The 15,891-nt window shown below is 53.5% G+C and carries 12 protein-coding genes and 5 tRNA genes; 4 read left to right on the plus strand and 13 right to left on the minus strand.

From position 1 onward, the window contains the following. The first annotated feature begins 27 nt into the window (after positions 1 to 27). The 4 genes from MXM41_RS14620 to emrB all read left to right on the plus strand — a co-directional run bounded on the left by MXM41_RS14620 (position 28) and on the right by emrB (position 4,919). Positions 28 to 1,212, plus strand: coding sequence for an MFS transporter (locus MXM41_RS14620; protein WP_325932711.1), 1,185 nt, complete (start codon positions 28 to 30; stop codon positions 1,210 to 1,212). Between the two features lie 312 nt (positions 1,213 to 1,524). After that, positions 1,525 to 2,055 carry a multidrug efflux transporter EmrAB transcriptional repressor EmrR gene (emrR, locus tag MXM41_RS14625; RefSeq protein ID WP_325932712.1) on the plus strand — a complete coding sequence of 177 codons (531 nt, stop codon included), beginning with the start codon at positions 1,525 to 1,527 and terminating at the stop codon, positions 2,053 to 2,055. Between the two features lie 124 nt (positions 2,056 to 2,179). Beyond that, a complete protein-coding gene (gene emrA, locus MXM41_RS14630) occupies positions 2,180 to 3,355 on the plus strand; it encodes a multidrug efflux MFS transporter periplasmic adaptor subunit EmrA (RefSeq protein WP_325932713.1) in 1,176 nt (391 codons plus the stop codon). 16 nt (positions 3,356 to 3,371) lie between these two features. Continuing rightward, a complete protein-coding gene (gene emrB / locus MXM41_RS14635) occupies positions 3,372 to 4,919 on the plus strand; it encodes a multidrug efflux MFS transporter permease subunit EmrB (protein WP_325932715.1) in 1,548 nt (515 codons plus the stop codon). Positions 4,920 to 4,979: 60 nt separating this feature from the next. Here the strand turns inward: emrB and MXM41_RS14640 are convergent, their stop codons facing one another. The 13 genes from MXM41_RS14640 to alaS form a co-directional block, all read right to left on the minus strand. Then, positions 4,980 to 7,253, minus strand: coding sequence for an FKBP-type peptidyl-prolyl cis-trans isomerase N-terminal domain-containing protein (locus tag MXM41_RS14640; RefSeq protein WP_325932716.1), 2,274 nt, complete (start codon positions 7,251 to 7,253; stop codon positions 4,980 to 4,982). A 212-nt stretch (positions 7,254 to 7,465) separates the two neighbouring features. Next, positions 7,466 to 7,834 carry a hypothetical protein gene (locus MXM41_RS14645; RefSeq protein WP_325932717.1) on the minus strand — a complete coding sequence of 123 codons (369 nt, stop codon included), beginning with the start codon at positions 7,832 to 7,834 and terminating at the stop codon, positions 7,466 to 7,468. Positions 7,835 to 8,061: 227 nt separating this feature from the next. Next, positions 8,062 to 8,577, minus strand: a complete 516-nt coding sequence (gene luxS, locus MXM41_RS14650; protein ID WP_325932718.1) for an S-ribosylhomocysteine lyase — start codon at positions 8,575 to 8,577, stop codon at positions 8,062 to 8,064. Positions 8,578 to 8,728: 151 nt separating this feature from the next. After that, positions 8,729 to 10,273: a glutamate--cysteine ligase gene (gene gshA / locus MXM41_RS14655; protein ID WP_325932719.1), complete on the minus strand. Its 1,545-nt coding sequence runs from the start codon at positions 10,271 to 10,273 to the stop codon at positions 8,729 to 8,731. 71 nt (positions 10,274 to 10,344) lie between these two features. After that, complete coding sequence (locus MXM41_RS14660; protein WP_325932720.1) at positions 10,345 to 10,773, minus strand: YqaA family protein; 429 nt, start codon at positions 10,771 to 10,773, stop codon at positions 10,345 to 10,347. Beyond that, complete coding sequence (gene yqaB / locus MXM41_RS14665; RefSeq protein ID WP_325932721.1) at positions 10,770 to 11,336, minus strand: fructose-1-phosphate/6-phosphogluconate phosphatase; 567 nt, start codon at positions 11,334 to 11,336, stop codon at positions 10,770 to 10,772. Before yqaB ends, MXM41_RS14660 begins: the two co-directional genes overlap by 4 nt. 248 nt (positions 11,337 to 11,584) lie before the next feature. After that, a tRNA-Arg gene (locus tag MXM41_RS14670) sits at positions 11,585 to 11,661 on the minus strand. A gap of 197 nt (positions 11,662 to 11,858) precedes the next feature. Beyond that, positions 11,859 to 11,935: transfer RNA gene (locus MXM41_RS14675), tRNA-Arg, on the minus strand. Between the two features lie 65 nt (positions 11,936 to 12,000). Next, positions 12,001 to 12,077 (minus strand) — tRNA-Arg (locus tag MXM41_RS14680). A 195-nt stretch (positions 12,078 to 12,272) separates the two neighbouring features. Beyond that, a tRNA-Arg gene (locus MXM41_RS14685) sits at positions 12,273 to 12,349 on the minus strand. Between the two features lie 4 nt (positions 12,350 to 12,353). Next, a tRNA-Ser gene (locus tag MXM41_RS14690) sits at positions 12,354 to 12,446 on the minus strand. A 340-nt stretch (positions 12,447 to 12,786) separates the two neighbouring features. Further along, positions 12,787 to 12,972 carry a carbon storage regulator CsrA gene (gene csrA, locus MXM41_RS14695; protein ID WP_000906486.1) on the minus strand — a complete coding sequence of 62 codons (186 nt, stop codon included), beginning with the start codon at positions 12,970 to 12,972 and terminating at the stop codon, positions 12,787 to 12,789. A gap of 241 nt (positions 12,973 to 13,213) precedes the next feature. Next, positions 13,214 to 15,841: an alanine--tRNA ligase gene (alaS, locus tag MXM41_RS14700; RefSeq protein ID WP_325932723.1), complete on the minus strand. Its 2,628-nt coding sequence runs from the start codon at positions 15,839 to 15,841 to the stop codon at positions 13,214 to 13,216. Positions 15,842 to 15,891 lie beyond the last annotated feature (50 nt).

Raw genomic sequence — 15,891 nt, forward strand, 5'->3', positions numbered from 1 at the left:
CACTCAACTAATGATTTCAAAAACCTAATGACAAAAACAACTCAAGGACTTAGCCCAGCACTTATCCTGCTGATGTCTGTGGCAACCGGCCTGGCAGTCGCCAGTAATTACTACGCCCAGCCGCTGCTGGAAACCATTGCCCGCAATTTCTCGCTCTCGGCAAGTTCGGCCGGTTTTATCGTTACCGCCGCCCAGCTGGGGTATGCCGTTGGCCTGCTGTTCCTCGTGCCGCTGGGGGATATGTTCGAGCGCAGGGCCATGATTGTCTCCATGACGCTACTGGCCGCGGGCGGGATGTTAATCACCGCTTCCAGCCAGTCGCTGACCATGATGATCCTTGGTACCGCCCTGACCGGCCTGTTCTCAGTAGTGGCGCAGATTCTGGTGCCGCTTGCCGCCACCCTCGCCTCACCGGATAAGCGCGGCAAGGTGGTCGGCACTATTATGAGCGGCCTGCTGCTGGGGATTTTACTGGCGCGTACCGTTGCGGGCTTGCTGGCGGGCATCGGCGGCTGGCGCACTGTTTACTGGGTAGCATCGGTGCTGATGGTAGTGATGGCCCTGGCGCTGTGGCGCGGCCTGCCTAAGGTGAAATCGGAAACGCATCTCAACTACCCGCAACTGCTGGGCTCCGTTTTTAGCCTGTTCACTCAGGATAAACTGCTGCGTACCCGGGCGTTGCTTGGCTGTTTTACCTTCGCTAACTTCAGCATTCTCTGGACCTCAATGGCCTTCCTGCTGGCCTCTCCACCGTTTAACTATTCCGAAGGGGTGATTGGCCTGTTTGGTCTGGCCGGGGCTGCCGGTGCGCTGGGCGCACGCCCAGCAGGGGGACTGGCGGATAAGGGGAAATCTCATCTCACCACCACCACCGGGCTGGTGATGCTGCTGCTCTCCTGGGCGGCTATCTGGTACGGGCACATCTCGGTACTGGCGCTGATTGTCGGGATCCTGGTACTCGACCTGACTGTCCAGGGGGTGCATATCACCAATCAGACCGTGATTTACCGTGTCAAGCCGGATGCCCGTAACCGCCTGACGGCCGGGTATATGACCAGCTACTTTATTGGCGGTGCGGCCGGGTCACTCATTTCAGCCTCGGCGTGGCAACATGCCGGTTGGACGGGCGTGTGTGCGGTCGGGGCGGTAATGGCGCTGCTTAACCTGTTGGTCTGGTGGCGCGGATACCATCGTCAGGAAGCGATACAATAAGGTTTACATAAGATTGGGGCTTCTCAGGGTGTTAAGAAGCCCCTCAGTCTGTTAAGGTTAAGAAATCATTTCTACCGAAAATTTTTATGTGGGTAATATATTAGAATACCGCATGAATAGCTTACGCCTGATGACTCACCCCCGTTTTGCCAGCGCCCTCCCCCCTTTTTCTGTGCTTACCGGGTCACGGATCAACCCGGCTCTTGATGACGGTGAAATTTGTCTTGTGGATTTTATCCGCACAAATAATTCATTTACATTATTTGTCACTGTCGTTACTATATCGGCTGTAATTAATGAGGTTATGCCCAAATGGATAGTTCGTTTACGCCCATTGAACAAATGCTTAAGTTCCGCGCCAGTCGCTATGCAGATTTCCCGTATCAGGAGATCCTGTTAACGCGTCTCTGCATGCACATGCAGGGTAAGCTGCTGGAAAATCGCAATAAAATGCTGAAAGCTCAAGGGATTAACGAGACGTTGTTTATGGCGTTGATTACGCTGGAGTCTCAGGAAAATCACAGCATTCAGCCTTCAGAGCTGAGTTGCGCGCTGGGTTCGTCTCGTACCAATGCGACCCGTATTGCTGATGAGCTTGAAAAACGTGGCTGGATTGAGCGCCGCGAAAGCGACAACGACCGCCGTTGTCTGCACCTGCAACTGACCGAAAAAGGTCACGAATTCCTGCGCGAGGTGCTCCCACCTCAGCACAATTGTCTGCATCAACTCTGGTCGTCTTTAAGTAGCACCGAGAAAGATCAGCTCGAGCAAATCACCCGCAAGCTGCTCACCCGTCTGGATCAGATGGATGAAGATGGCGCTGTTCTTGAGGCGCTGCGCTAACGCGACGACACGCTCCAAAATCCAGATTAATAAGAAAACCGTCAGGCCAGCACGTCATACTGCTGGCCTTTCTGATAACAGGTCGGCTCAGCCGATGTGAAATAATAAGATCGTGGAGAACAACATGAGCGCAAATGCGGAGAACACAACCCCGCAGCAACCGGTCAACAATAAGAAAGGCAAACGCAAGCGCGCCCTTCTGCTGCTGACCTTGCTCTTTATTATCATTGCCGTGACATATGGGATCTATTGGTTTTTAGTACTGCGTCATATTGAAGAGACCGATGACGCGTACGTGGCAGGGAACCAGGTTCAGATTATGGCGCAGGTGTCGGGCAGCGTGACGAAAGTCTGGGCTGACAATACCGACTTTGTGCAAAAAGGCGACGTGCTGGTGACGCTGGATCCAACCGATGCTCAGCAGGCGTTTGAAAAAGCGCAGACCGAGCTGGCCTCCAGCGTGCGTCAGACCCGTCAGCTGATGATCAACAGCAAACAGCTGCAGGCCAGTATTAACGTGCAGAAAACCGCCCTGGCCCAGGCTCAGAGCGACCTCAATCGCCGTGTCCCCCTGGGTACCGCCAATCTGATTGGCCGTGAAGAGTTGCAACACGCCCGTGACGCCGTAGCCAGCGCGCAGGCCCAGCTGGATGTAGCCCTTCAGCAGTACAACGCCAACCAGGCGATGGTGCTGGATACCACTCTCGATCAGCAACCGGCGGTAAAACAGGCGGCGACCGAAGTGCGCAACGCCTGGCTGGCGCTGGAGCGTACCAAAATTGTCAGCCCGATGACCGGCTACGTTTCCCGTCGCGCCGTACAGCCTGGCGCACAGATTAGCTCCACCACGCCGCTGATGGCGGTCGTGCCGGCGACCAATCTGTGGGTTGATGCCAACTTCAAAGAGACGCAGCTGGCGCATATGCGTATCGGCCAGACCGCAACCGTGGTCAGCGATATCTATGGCGACGAGGTGAAATACACCGGTAAAGTCGTCGGTCTGGATATGGGTACCGGCAGCGCCTTCTCCCTGCTGCCTGCGCAGAACGCCACCGGGAACTGGATCAAAGTGGTTCAGCGTCTGCCGGTGCGCATCGAGCTGGATGAGAAACAACTGGCGGATCATCCGCTGCGTATTGGCCTCTCCACGCTGGTGACGGTCGACACCGCTAACCGTGACGGTCAGATGCTGGCGAATCAGGCGCGTTCGAACCCGGCCTATGAAAGTAATGCCCGCGAGATCAGCCTTGAGCCTGTGAATAAGCTGATCGACGACATCGTGAAAGCGAACGCCGGTTAATCCGAAGGTGAGCGTTATGCAGCAGCAAAAACCGCAAAAACCGCTGGAGGGAGCGCAGCTGGTCATCATGACCATTGCGCTGTCGCTGGCGACATTCATGCAGGTGCTGGACTCCACCATCGCAAACGTGGCGATCCCGACTATCGCCGGGAACCTTGGCTCGTCACTGAGCCAGGGAACATGGGTGATTACCTCGTTTGGGGTGGCGAATGCCATCTCTATTCCCATCACCGGCTGGCTGGCAAAGCGCGTCGGGGAAGTGAAACTTTTCCTCTGGTCTACCATCGCCTTCGTGCTTGCTTCGTGGGCGTGCGGCGTCTCCAGCAGCCTGAACATGCTGATCTTCTTCCGCGTGATTCAGGGGGTTGTCGCCGGGCCGCTGATCCCGTTATCGCAAAGTCTGCTCCTGAACAACTACCCACCAGCCAAGCGCTCAATTGCTCTGGCGCTGTGGTCGATGACGGTAATTGTCGCACCGATTTGTGGCCCGATTCTGGGCGGCTATATCAGCGATAACTATCACTGGGGTTGGATCTTCTTCATCAACGTGCCGATCGGAGCCGTGGTGGTGCTGCTGACCCTGCAGTCGCTGCGTGGCCGGGAAACCCGCACCGAGCAACGGCGCATCGATGGCGTGGGGCTGGCGCTGCTGGTATTGGGTATCGGCAGTCTGCAAATCATGCTCGACCGCGGGAAAGAGCTGGACTGGTTCGCCTCCCAGGAGATCATCGTGCTGACGGTCGTAGCGGTGGTGGCGATAAGTTTCCTGATTGTCTGGGAGCTAACCGACGATAATCCGATAGTTGATTTGTCTCTGTTTAAGTCGCGCAACTTCACCATAGGCTGTTTATGTATCAGCCTGGCTTATATGCTCTACTTCGGCGCCATTGTTCTGCTGCCGCAGCTATTGCAGGAGGTATACGGCTATACCGCCACCTGGGCGGGGCTGGCATCGGCCCCCGTCGGGGTGATCCCGGTTCTGCTGTCGCCGATTATTGGCCGCTTTGCCCACAAGCTTGATATGCGCCGACTGGTGACCTTCAGCTTCATCATGTATGCGGTGTGCTTCTACTGGCGTGCGTATACCTTTGAGCCGGGCATGGACTTTGGCGCCTCCGCGTGGCCGCAGTTTATTCAGGGCTTTGCGGTGGCTTGCTTCTTTATGCCGCTTACCACTATTACGCTCTCTGGCCTGCCGCCGGAACGAATGGCGGCGGCCTCCAGCCTGTCGAACTTTATGCGTACGCTGGCAGGTTCCATCGGCACCTCGATGACCACCACCATGTGGACCAACCGGGAATCATTGCACCATGCGCAGCTGACCGAGTCGGTGAACGTGTTCAATCCCCAGGCACAGGAAGTCTATAGCCAGCTGCAGGGAATGGGCATGACCGAACAGCAGGCTTCGGGCTGGATAGCACAGCAGATCACCGCTCAGGGTCTGATTATTTCAGCCAATGAGATCTTCTGGTTATCGGCTGGCGTATTCCTCGTACTGCTGGGGCTAATCTGGCTTGCTAAACCGCCGTTTGGCGCCGGTGGCGGAGGCGGTGGCGCGCACTAAGCGCCTGAAAAGAAAAAACGGATCTGCATGCAGATCCGTTTTTTTATGTCGGGGGTCAGGCTACTTAATGCCGATAATTTTAATCGTAATGATAGAGACCGTGCCGGGCGGCACTAAACCGGGCACCCCCGATTCACCGTATGCCTGCTTCGCCGGAATATGGATTTTTGCCTCCCCACCAAGCCCCAGCTTTTTCACTACCGTCTGGAACAGCGGCGGTAAATCTTTCACCCGGCTGGCACGCACTTCATTACTGGACATCACTTTCCCGGTGCCAAGCACTTCATCCACCTCGGTAATGATTTCACTCTTGTTGTTGATCAGAGGCGCTTCTCCCTGCTTAACGATCTTATAGATAGCGCCATCAGGCAGTTTCCTGGCCCCCTTCTCATTGGCAGCCTTCGACATGATCGCTTTGCTCTGTTTATCGTTTTGGCTTTGCAGCGCGTCAAACTGTTTTTTCTGCAGCTGATCGAGCCCGGTCAGCTCTTTCGACAGTGCGGCTGGTGCAAGCTGGAGCTTATTAGTCACCTTATCGTTAAAGCCCTGCATAAAGGCGTGGAGATCGAGTTTTCTCTTAAGGCCATCCAGCTTTGTCTTCTCATGCCCTGCCATATCACCGTACCAGGTGCCGATGGCGTAGCTTGTCAGGGTATCTTTTGACGCCGTCTTATCGATCTTCACCTGCTTCGTATCCGCAACCTCTTTTCCTGCCGCGGCCTGACTCTCCTTTAACTTCTGGTTTTCGGCCGTCAGCGCTGCCAGCGTGGCACTTTGCGTTTTATGCTTTTCCTCAAGCGAAGCGCTTTGCGTCTGTAACTGTTCCAGTTGCTTTTTCAGCTCCGCAGCCTCTTTCCCGACGCTTGCCAGCTGTGCACTGCTCTGCTCTTTCTCAATGCCGGTCTTATTTTTTTGCATCGCCAGCAGGGATTCCTGAGAAGCAATCACATTTTTGGCGTCCTCAAGCTGTTTCTGCGCAACTTCAGCTCTGGCCTTTTCGCTGCTGAGCTGCTTTTCCTGTTCAGCCAGCCGGGTTTCAACGTTAGCTTTTTGCAGATTCAGCGCTGAAAGCTGTGATTTTAAGGCGTCGACCTCTTTTGCCACACTGCCACTTTTATCGCTGCTTGCCTTAAGGGCGCCGAGCTGCGCATCCAGCGCGTTCTTCTGCGTCTGCATATCGGCCAGTGCTTTGGTCAGTGCAGCATTTTTCTCGCCAGTCTCTTTCATTGCGGCCAGTTGGATTTCCAGCGCCTTTTTCTGCGTCTGTAAATCTGTCAGCTCTTTGGACAGCGTGGCGCTTTTCTCATTAGCCGTTTTCAGTGCGGCCAGTTGGGTTTCAAGCGTCTTTTTCTGCGTCTGTAAATCTGTCAGCTCTTTGGACAGCGTGGCGCTTTTCTCATTAGCCGTTTTCAGCGCGGCCAGTTGGGTTTCCAGCGCCTTTTTCTGCGTCTGTAAATCTGTCAGCTCTTTGGTAAGGACCGCGTTTTTCTCACTGGCTGCTTTCAGGGAGGCCAACTGAGCGTCCAGTGCGTTCTTCTGCGTCTGCAGTTCGGTCAATGCTTTTGTGAGGGTAGCGTTTTTCTCGCCGGTCTCTTTCAGTGCGGTCAGCTGGGTTTCCAGCGCCTTTTTCTGCGTCTGCAGGTCGGTCAGGGTTTTGACGAGTTGTGCTTTACCACTTTCGCCGCTGCTCTTCTGCACTGCCAGCAGGGACTCCTGCGAGGCAATCGCTTTTTTGGCGTCCTCAAGCTGTTTCTGCGTACTCTCAGATTTAGCCTTTTCGCTGTTGAGTTGCTTCTCCTGTTCAGCCACCCGGGTTTCGGCGGTGGCTTTTTGCAGATTCAGGGTGGAGAGCTGCGCTTTTAAGGCAACGATCTCTTTTGCCGCGCTGCTGCTCTTGTCGCTGCTTGCCTTGAGAGCGGCGAGTTGCGCATCCAGCGCGTTCTTCTGCGTCTGCAGGTCGGTCAATGCTTTACTCAGCGCAGCGCGTTGCGCGTTAGCCTGACTAAGCTGTTCCGCCAGCTCGGCGTGCTTTTGTTGATCGATACCAGCCGTCTTCGGCAACGTCGCAATCAGGCTTTCGAGAGCAAGCTTTTGCGCGCTGCCATCTGGTTGCGATTTAAGCCGGGCGAGCGCCTGCTCCTTTTCTGCCACGCGATCTTTTTCGTGGGCCACCGCCTGCTCCAGCTGTGCCTTTTCGCTCTCCACTGCGCTTAGCTGCTTATCTAATCCGGCGATAGTGGCATTGGCCTGGCTTAGCGCCTCGGTCAGGCGAGCAATTTTTACCTTGTTTGTCCCGGTCGCCTTGTCGTTTTTCGCGGAAACAGTACGGGGCACTGGTTGAGCAGGCTTTGTCCCCTGCGTGAGAGATTCACCCGCTGCCGCAGCAGGAGGCGTTGCAGAAGTTTCAGAGGCGATAAAAGGATTTATTGAATCGTTGCCGATAATTTTTTCATTATTCAAACGTTCCAACAAATCCGTTCCGGCTGCAAAGGTTTTGCCGCCCGATAATAACAATCCGCAGTACAGTGCTGCGCTAAAATATTTATTCATAACTTATTCATTTCATTGGCACGGTTCATCATGTTGGTATAAACCGTATTGCGGATCCTTACGCATACCAGCGAAAGCTTTTTGTTGATTTCCGTTAGCATAACTTCCGATGCATTTTCATCAACAAGAGATTTATTCGCCTCGTAGATTTTATAGTTTTTATTAATGTTATCGAATTGCTTACGGTAGGCTTCATAAGCTACCGGGTCGAGCTTTTGCAGCGCCGAAAACTCCTGATAGCACTGCACCTCCTGCTTGCGCTCCGCAGGCGCTTTAGCGATAGGGGTCGTGACGGGTTTAGAGCTACATGCAGACAAAAGAAGAGCGGAAAAAAGAATCGCGGCGCCACTAAAATAAAGTTTCATAAATCCCTCTGAATTATTATCCATTCCATGAAATATTAACGCATTCATAATTACAGTGAATGAACGTCAACATATCATCCATAGATATAATATATATAAATAACTATCATGCGTTGTTTCAATAATAAAGACAAAGAGAGGGATGCACAACGAGAGACAGGCATTTAGGAATTTATAAAGAAAGTAATATTACCCGGCACACTCCTTGCTGAGGGCCGGGTAATTTGCTAGATGTGCAGTTCCTGCAGTTTTTCTTTAGGCAGCGCCAGCGCTTCATTGCTGTTAACGCGAACGTCACGCTCAAGAATATGACGCGCAATATCCTGCGCTTCTTCCAGAGAGTGCATCTGATACGTGCCGCACTGGTATACGTTCAGTTCCGGGATCTGGTTCTGCTCTTTTACCTTCAGCACGTCAGCCATGGCCGCTTTCCAGGCATCGGCCACACGCGTCTCTTCAGGCACACCAATCAGGCTCATATAGAAACCGGTACGGCAGCCCATCGGCGAGATGTCGATGATCTCAACGCCGTTACCGTTCAGATGATCGCGCATGAAACCGGCAAACAGATGTTCCAGAGTATGAATGCCCTTTTCCGGCATCACTTCCTGGTTGGGTACGCAGAAACGCAGGTCGAAAACGGTGATCGTGTCGCCGTGCGGGGTATGCATGGTCTTCGCAACGCGTACAGCAGGTGCTTCCATACGGGTATGGTCGACAGTAAAGCTATCTAATAACGGCATACGTCACCTCCGATAGTGATTTTTTTAAAAAATAATGAACTCTTCTGTTCAACGCGAGTCTGACTCTATGAAAGACGCGCATTTGTTATCATCATCTCTGTTCTTCAGAGATGTTATTTTGGCCACAGCGATGTGGCCTTTTTCTTTTCTGTCAGCCGTGTTTCGCCAGATATTCAGCAAACGACTCTGTATCCTCCGCCTCAATCTCACTCTGACGCACCAGTGACGCTTCGCGCTCAGCAGCAAAATCAGCTTCGGTAAGCACTTCCAGCGGTTCCTGCAGCAGTATATCGCGATACTCTGCCGCCAGCGCACGTCCGGTTCCGCCGATTCCCTGATCAATCATAGAACGCAGAATGCGTGCCGAGAATGTCAGGTCCGGATTATCAAAACTTTCGACCAGCCGATCGCATACCTGCTGATAGTCATCGCCACCGTACACGCTATCCAGCGTGTGAGCGACGCGTTTGAGATCGCGGAACAGATCCTTACCTACCTGCTGCAGCGGGAACTGTGCCGTCTGACAACCAATGCCCAGCGTCAGACCTGGTTTGCGCCCTTCGAGGATCACCCGGTTCCAGTTCGTGCGGGTACAGAGGAGTTCGTCAGCACTCATTTCCGGCGCATCCGCCAGTACGCACCAGACCATAAACAGATCGAGGAAGCGTACCTGCTGCTCATCCACGCCAATCGGCGAGAACGGGTTGATATCCAGGGAACGCACTTCAATGTACTCAATGCCGCCGCGCTGTAAGGCATCTGACGGGGTTTCACCGCTGCGCGTAACGCGTTTCGGACGGATAGGCGCGTACAGTTCGTTCTCAATCTGCAGAACGTTACTGTTGATTTGCAGGCGCTTACCCTCTTTCTCAAGACCGATCGCTTCGTAAGCTTCTGACGGCGTTTTGATCGCCCGCTTCAATCCTGCCACATACTCGTGCAGATCGTTAAACGTGATTCCGAGATTGCTTTGCGACTTATTGGTATAACCCAGGTCGCTGAGGCGCAGGGAGGTGGCGTACGGCAGGTAATACATGCCGCAGTCGGTTTTCTCAAACGGCAGCGTAGTGGGTTTGCCCTGCAGGAAAGAAGAGCAAATCGCCGGCGATGCGCCAAACAGATACGGGATGACCCAACCAAAACGATAGTAGTTGCGAATCAGGCGGAAATAGCCTGCGGAGATCGCTTCTTTATCCGTTTCGCCGCACTTCGCCTGCCAGAATGCCATCGGCAATGAGAAGTTATAGTGCACGCCAGAAATGGTCTGCATCAGCGCGCCATAGCGATTTTTTAACCCTTCGCGATAGAGCGTTTTCAGACGGCCAATATTGGACGTGCCGTACTGCGCCAGTTCAATATCCTGCCCCTGCTCGATATAGCAAGGCATGCTCAGCGGCCACATCCGCTCATCACCCAGATTGCGGGCGCTGTAGCGATGAATGTCACGCATGATTTTCAGCATGTGGTCAATTTCGCCGTCTACTGGCGTAATGAACTCGAGCAACGCTTCGGCGAAATCAGTGGTGATCCATTTATGGGTCAGCGCTGAACCTAACGCCTGTGGATGGCCCGTCGTTGCAAGACTGCCATCTGCGTTAACGCGCAGCGTTTCTCGCTCAAGACCGCGCTGAATACCCTTCAGAGCCTGAGGATGGTTTTCCAGCCAGGCCAGTGCCTGTGATACGTCCGGGATCAATTCGACCTCCCGCCTGTCAAAATCATTTTATTTAGCATAATTGTAATGGTTTCTGGTCACAAACAGTCCAATTAGTGCCACCACGTCATGCCCTGCAAAGTTGCAACCGCTACAAGAATGTAGCGCAACGCTTTGCCCAGGCATAAAAAAAAGAGCACGGGCCCCCAGGAGATGCGCATCCATCCCGCCAGCAGGCACAGTAAATCACCGATTACCGGCATCCAGCTTAGTAAAAGCGTGGCAGCGCCATAGCGTTTTAGCCAGCCGACTGCCTTTTTCTGCCAGCGCGACGTTTTGCGTAGCGGAAAGAAACGCCCAAGAATAACGTTAGTCAGCCCCCCAAGGCTATTACCCATTGTTGCTATTAACACAAGCAACCACGGCTGACTCACGCCGGACAACAGCATCGCCACCAGCACCACTTCCGAATTTCCCGGAAGGATCGTGGCGCTTAAGAAACTGCTGGCGAATAATGAAGCGAGTGACAGCGCGTCACTCACAGTAGGCGAACATCCACCGCAGCCATACCGGCCTCACGCGCCGCCTGAATGCCGAAATCGGCATCTTCAAACACGACGCACTTCGCGGGCGGCACTCCCATCAGTTCTGCACAAAGCAGGAAGGTGTCTGGTGCAGGCTTATGATTTTTAACATGATCGGCCGCGACTACGGCAGAGAAATAGTGGCGCAGGCCAAGGTGATTGAGCAGTGCCTCGGCGATAGCGCTTTCACTGCCGGTCCCGACGGACATAGGACGACGCCCGTGCCAGGCTTTCACCACATCGATTAAGGGCAAAGGACGCACGGTGTCCAGCAGCATGGCTTTTACCGCATCGGTTTTTTCCCGCGCGAGCAGATGCGGGTCGAGATCGGCCTGATTCAGTTCAATCACGGCCTGCGCAATACGCCAGGTTGGAGATCCGTTAAGGGCAATCATGGCCTGTAAGTCGAAACGCATACCGTAACGACCCAGAACGTCACTCCAGGCTTTGCGATGCGTTGGCTCGGTATCCAGGATGGTGCCATCCATGTCGAAAATCAAACCGTCATACTGTGCGTACATCGTGCTCTCGCGAAAGGATTACAAAGCGTTACTTTATCGTAAACAAGGGATTTTGTCGCTGGAAGAGAAGAGGATTGCTGACGGAACGTTGAAGGAATAAACAATGAGGGAGAAGATGGTGCATCCGGGAGGATTACCCGGCTACGCCTCGCCCTTAGGGCCGTTGCTGAAGCAACGTTATCCGCCCTGGTACTGGCGATTATCTCGCAGACCATGAAACAACAGTCTGGCTGTTATCTCGGAGAAGATGGTGCATCCGGGAGGATTCGAACCTCCGACCGCTCGGTTCGTAGCCGAGTACTCTATCCAGCTGAGCTACGGATGCATTGGGATTTACTGCTGTTAATGCTGATACTCGGTATTGCTTCATAAGCAACACAAAGTAAAAGATGGTGCATCCGGGAGTATTACTCGGCTGCGCCTTGCCCTACGGGTCGTTGCTAAAGCAACGCTATCCTCCCTGGTGGTTGCGATTGACTCGCAGACCATGAAACAACAGTTTAGCTGTTATCTCGGAGAATATGGTGCATCCGGGAGGATTCGAACCTCCGACCGCTCGGTTCGTAGCCGAGTACTCTATCCAGCTGAGCTACGGATGCATCGGGATTTACTGCTGTTACTGCTGATACTCGGTATTGCTTCATAAGCAACACAAAGTAAAAGATGGTGCATCCGGGAGGATTCGAACCTCCGACCGCTCGGTTCGTAGCCGAGTACTCTATCCAGCTGAGCTACGGATGCATCAGGATTACTACTGTACTACTCGATACTCATATCACTTCGAAAGCAATATGAAGTAATAGATGGTGCATCCGGGAGGATTACTCGGCTGCGCCTCACCCTTCGGGCCGTTGCTGAAGCAACGTTATCCTCCCTGGTGCTTGCGATTATCTCGCAAGCCATGAAACAACAGCACGACTGTTATCTCGGATAATATGGTGCATCCGGGAGGATTCGAACCTCCGACCGCTCGGTTCGTAGCCGAGTACTCTATCCAGCTGAGCTACGGATGCAAAATGGCGGTGAGGCGGGGATTCGAACCCCGGATGCAGCTTTTGACCGCATACTCCCTTAGCAGGGGAGCGCCTTCAGCCTCTCGGCCACCTCACCACACAACGCCTCTTTCGAGTGCTTCGAGTAACTCGTTAAGAGCTTCTCGTCGCTGCGTGGCGCATATATTACTTTCTGGGACTTATAAGTCAAACAATTTTCCACAAGCTTTTATCGTTTGCACAAATCGCAGGCAATTCGCATGTAAAACCCGCAAAGAGGGTGTTTTATAAACGGATTTTACGCCTATTTCCGCACTCTTCTACAGTAAGAACGATGGATTTTGCCGAAGTAAAGGATATGAGAGTGGTTAAAAACAGAGCAAACGAAACAAAAGGGTAACTTTAAGAAGGGAGAATCAGAGAGGTTGCGTCTCGCCAGACAGCGAGACGCGATAATATCAGTAACTGGACTGCTGGGATTTTTCAGCCTGGATACGCTGGTAGATCTCTTCACGATGAACAGAGACTTCTTTAGGGGCGTTCACACCAATACGTACCTGGTTGCCTTTTACCCCTAAAACTGTCACGGTGACCTCATCCCCAATCATGAGGGTCTCACCAACTCGACGAGTCAGAATCAGCATTCTTTGCTCCTTGAAAGATTAAAAGAGTCGGGTCTCTTGTATCCCGGCATTATCCATCATATAACGTCAAAAAGTAAGCGATGACAAACACGTAATGTGTAGGTAGTCACGGCATCACAATCTGTTAAACGTAAGTTTAGCCGATATACACAAACTCAACCTGACTTTATCATTATCGATAGCGTAGAGTGCAGAACGCCATAACGTTGTCGTTATGGCGTCTGAGTACGCTTTGTAATTATTACAGTTTCGAACTTACCCAGCTTTCTACACTGGCCAGTGCTGCCGGGAGGGCTGCTGCATCCGTACCACCGGCTTGCGCCATGTCAGGACGTCCACCGCCTTTACCGCCCACTTGCTGAGCGACCATACCAATCAGTTCCCCAGCTTTCACGCGGTCGATCACGTCCTTAGATACGCCCGCAATCAGAGAAACCTTACCTTCTGCTACCGTTGCCAGAACAATGACTGCTGAACCAAGCTGGTTCTTCAGATCGTCGACCATGGTACGAAGCATTTTCGGCTCAACGCCCGCCAGCTCGCTGACCAGCAGCTTGACGCCATTAATTTCAACCGCTTTGCTGGAGAGGTTTGCGCTCTCGGCAACCGCAGCCTGCTCTTTCAGCTGCTGCAACTCTTTTTCCAGCAGACGAGTACGCTCCATTACGCTGCGCACTTTCTCACCCAGGTTCTGGCTGTCGCCCTTCAGCAGTTGCGCGATGTCGTGGAGCTGATCGCTCTCAGCATGCAGGCTGGCGATTGCACCTTCACCGGTGACCGCTTCGATACGACGAACGCCTGCCGCCGTACCAGATTCGGACAGAATGCGGAACAGGCCGATATCGCCTGTACGGCTAGCGTGCGTACCGCCACACAGCTCGGTGGAGAAATCACCCATGCTCAGCACACGAACACGCTCGTCATACTTCTCGCCGAACAGCGCCATTGCGCCTTTGTCTTTCGCCGCCTCGAGATCCATGATGTTGGTTTCAATCGGCAGGTTACGACGGATCTGGGCGTTCACCAGATCTTCAACCGCACGAATCTCTGTCGGTTTCATCGCTTCAAAATGCGAGAAGTCGAAACGCAGCACTTTGTCGTTTACCAGCGAGCCTTTCTGCGCAACATGCGTGCCCAGAACCTGGCGCAGCGCGGCGTGCATCAGGTGCGTCGCGGAGTGGTTCAGACGAATACGTGCGCGGCGCGCTTCATCAACGGTAGCCTGAACGCCATCACCCACTTTCAGTTCACCGGATACCAGCGTACCCTGGTGACCAATCGCCTGGCCGTATTTCTGCGTGTCGCTTACCGCAAAGCTGAAGCCATTGCCTTTCAGCTCGCCTTTATCGCCAACCTGGCCGCCAGATTCTGCGTAGAACGGTGTCTTGTCCATAACCACAACAGCAGTCTGACCCGCGCTGATGCTGTCCACGGCTTTGCCGTCAACGAACAGCGCTGTCACGTTACCGTTGGTTTCCAGATGTTCGTAGCCTTCGAATTCGCTGCTGCCCTCAACGCGGATCATGGCGTTGTAGTCGGCACCAAAACCGCTGGATTCACGCGCACGGCGGCGCTGTTCTTCCATTGCTGCTTCGAAGCCCGCTTCGTCAACTTTGATGTTACGCTCGCGGCAAACGTCAGCCGTCAGGTCAACCGGGAAACCATAGGTGTCGTACAGACGGAAGGCGGTTTCGCCATCCAGGGTATCGCCTTTCAGCTTCGCCAGCTCGTCGTCCAACAGGGTCAGGCCACGCTCCAGAGTACGTGCAAACTGCTCTTCTTCGGTTTTCAGAACCTGTTCAACCTGCGCCTGCTGGCGCTTCAGTTCTTCACCGGCAGCGCCCATGACGTCAATCAGCGGCCCCACCAGCTTATAGAAGAAGGTGTCTTTTGCGCCCAGCATGTTGCCATGGCGGATAGCGCGACGGATGATACGACGCAGCACGTAGCCGCGGTTTTCATTCGAGGGGATCACGCCGTCAGCAATCAGGAACGCACAGGAGCGGATGTGGTCCGCAATGACGCGCAGGGATTTGTTGCTCAGGTCAGTCGCGCCAGTCACTTCGGCAACGGACTTAATCAGATTGCTGAACAGATCGATGTCGTAGTTGGAGTTAACGTGTTGCAGTACCGCGGCAATACGCTCCAGGCCCATACCGGTATCTACGGATGGCTTCGGCAGCGGCTCCATGGTGCCGTCGATCTGACGGTTAAACTGCATGAAGACGATATTCCAGATTTCGATATAACGGTCGCCGTCTTCTTCTGCGCTACCCGGAGGGCCGCCCCAGATGTGATCGCCATGATCGTAGAAAATTTCGGTACATGGACCGCATGGGCCGGTGTCGCCCATCTGCCAGAAGTTGTCAGACGCATAAGGTGCGCCTTTGTTATCGCCGATGCGAATAATACGTTCGCGCGGGATACCCACTTCTTTTTCCCAAATTTCATAGGCTTCGTCGTCGGTTTCGTAGACGGTAACCCACAGACGCTCTTTCGGCAGGTTAAACCAGTTTGCACCGGTCAGCAGTTCCCATGCGTACTGAATAGCATCATTTTTGAAATAGTCGCCGAAGCTGAAGTTACCCAGCATCTCGAAGAAAGTGTGGTGACGTGCAGTGTAACCGACGTTTTCCAGATCGTTATGTTTACCGCCCGCCCGCACGCAACGCTGCGAGGTGGTCGCGCGGGAATAATTACGCTTGTCGAGACCAAGGAAGACATCCTTGAACTGGTTCATCCCGGCGTTGGTAAACAGTAAAGTTGGATCGTTGTTCGGTACCAGGGAGCTGCTGGCAACAACCTGATGTCCCTTACTATGGAAAAAATCGAGAAACGCCTGTCGGATCTCAGCGGTGCTCTTGCTCATAATTATCCTGAAATCAAGCTAACGAAATGTCACAGCAGGTCACAACACAA

It is taken from the genome of Leclercia adecarboxylata, assembly GCF_035787115.1.
In the GTDB taxonomy this organism is placed as follows: domain Bacteria; phylum Pseudomonadota; class Gammaproteobacteria; order Enterobacterales; family Enterobacteriaceae; genus Enterobacter; species Enterobacter adecarboxylatus_E.

Excerpts from the sequence above, each read along its gene's own strand:
- csrA (WP_000906486.1), bottom strand. The coding sequence starts at position 12,972 with ATGCTGATTCTGACTCGTCGAGTTGGTGAGACCCTCATGATTGGGGAT.
- MXM41_RS14645 (WP_325932717.1), bottom strand. The coding sequence starts at position 7,834 with ATGAAACTTTATTTTAGTGGCGCCGCGATTCTTTTTTCCGCTCTTCTT.
- emrR (WP_325932712.1), top strand. The coding sequence starts at position 1,525 with ATGGATAGTTCGTTTACGCCCATTGAACAAATGCTTAAGTTCCGCGCC.
- MXM41_RS14620 (WP_325932711.1), top strand. The coding sequence starts at position 28 with ATGACAAAAACAACTCAAGGACTTAGCCCAGCACTTATCCTGCTGATG.
- emrA (WP_325932713.1), top strand. The coding sequence starts at position 2,180 with ATGAGCGCAAATGCGGAGAACACAACCCCGCAGCAACCGGTCAACAAT.
- yqaB (WP_325932721.1), bottom strand. The coding sequence starts at position 11,336 with ATGTACGCACAGTATGACGGTTTGATTTTCGACATGGATGGCACCATC.
- alaS (WP_325932723.1), bottom strand. The coding sequence starts at position 15,841 with ATGAGCAAGAGCACCGCTGAGATCCGACAGGCGTTTCTCGATTTTTTC.
- luxS (WP_325932718.1), bottom strand. The coding sequence starts at position 8,577 with ATGCCGTTATTAGATAGCTTTACTGTCGACCATACCCGTATGGAAGCA.
- emrB (WP_325932715.1), top strand. The coding sequence starts at position 3,372 with ATGCAGCAGCAAAAACCGCAAAAACCGCTGGAGGGAGCGCAGCTGGTC.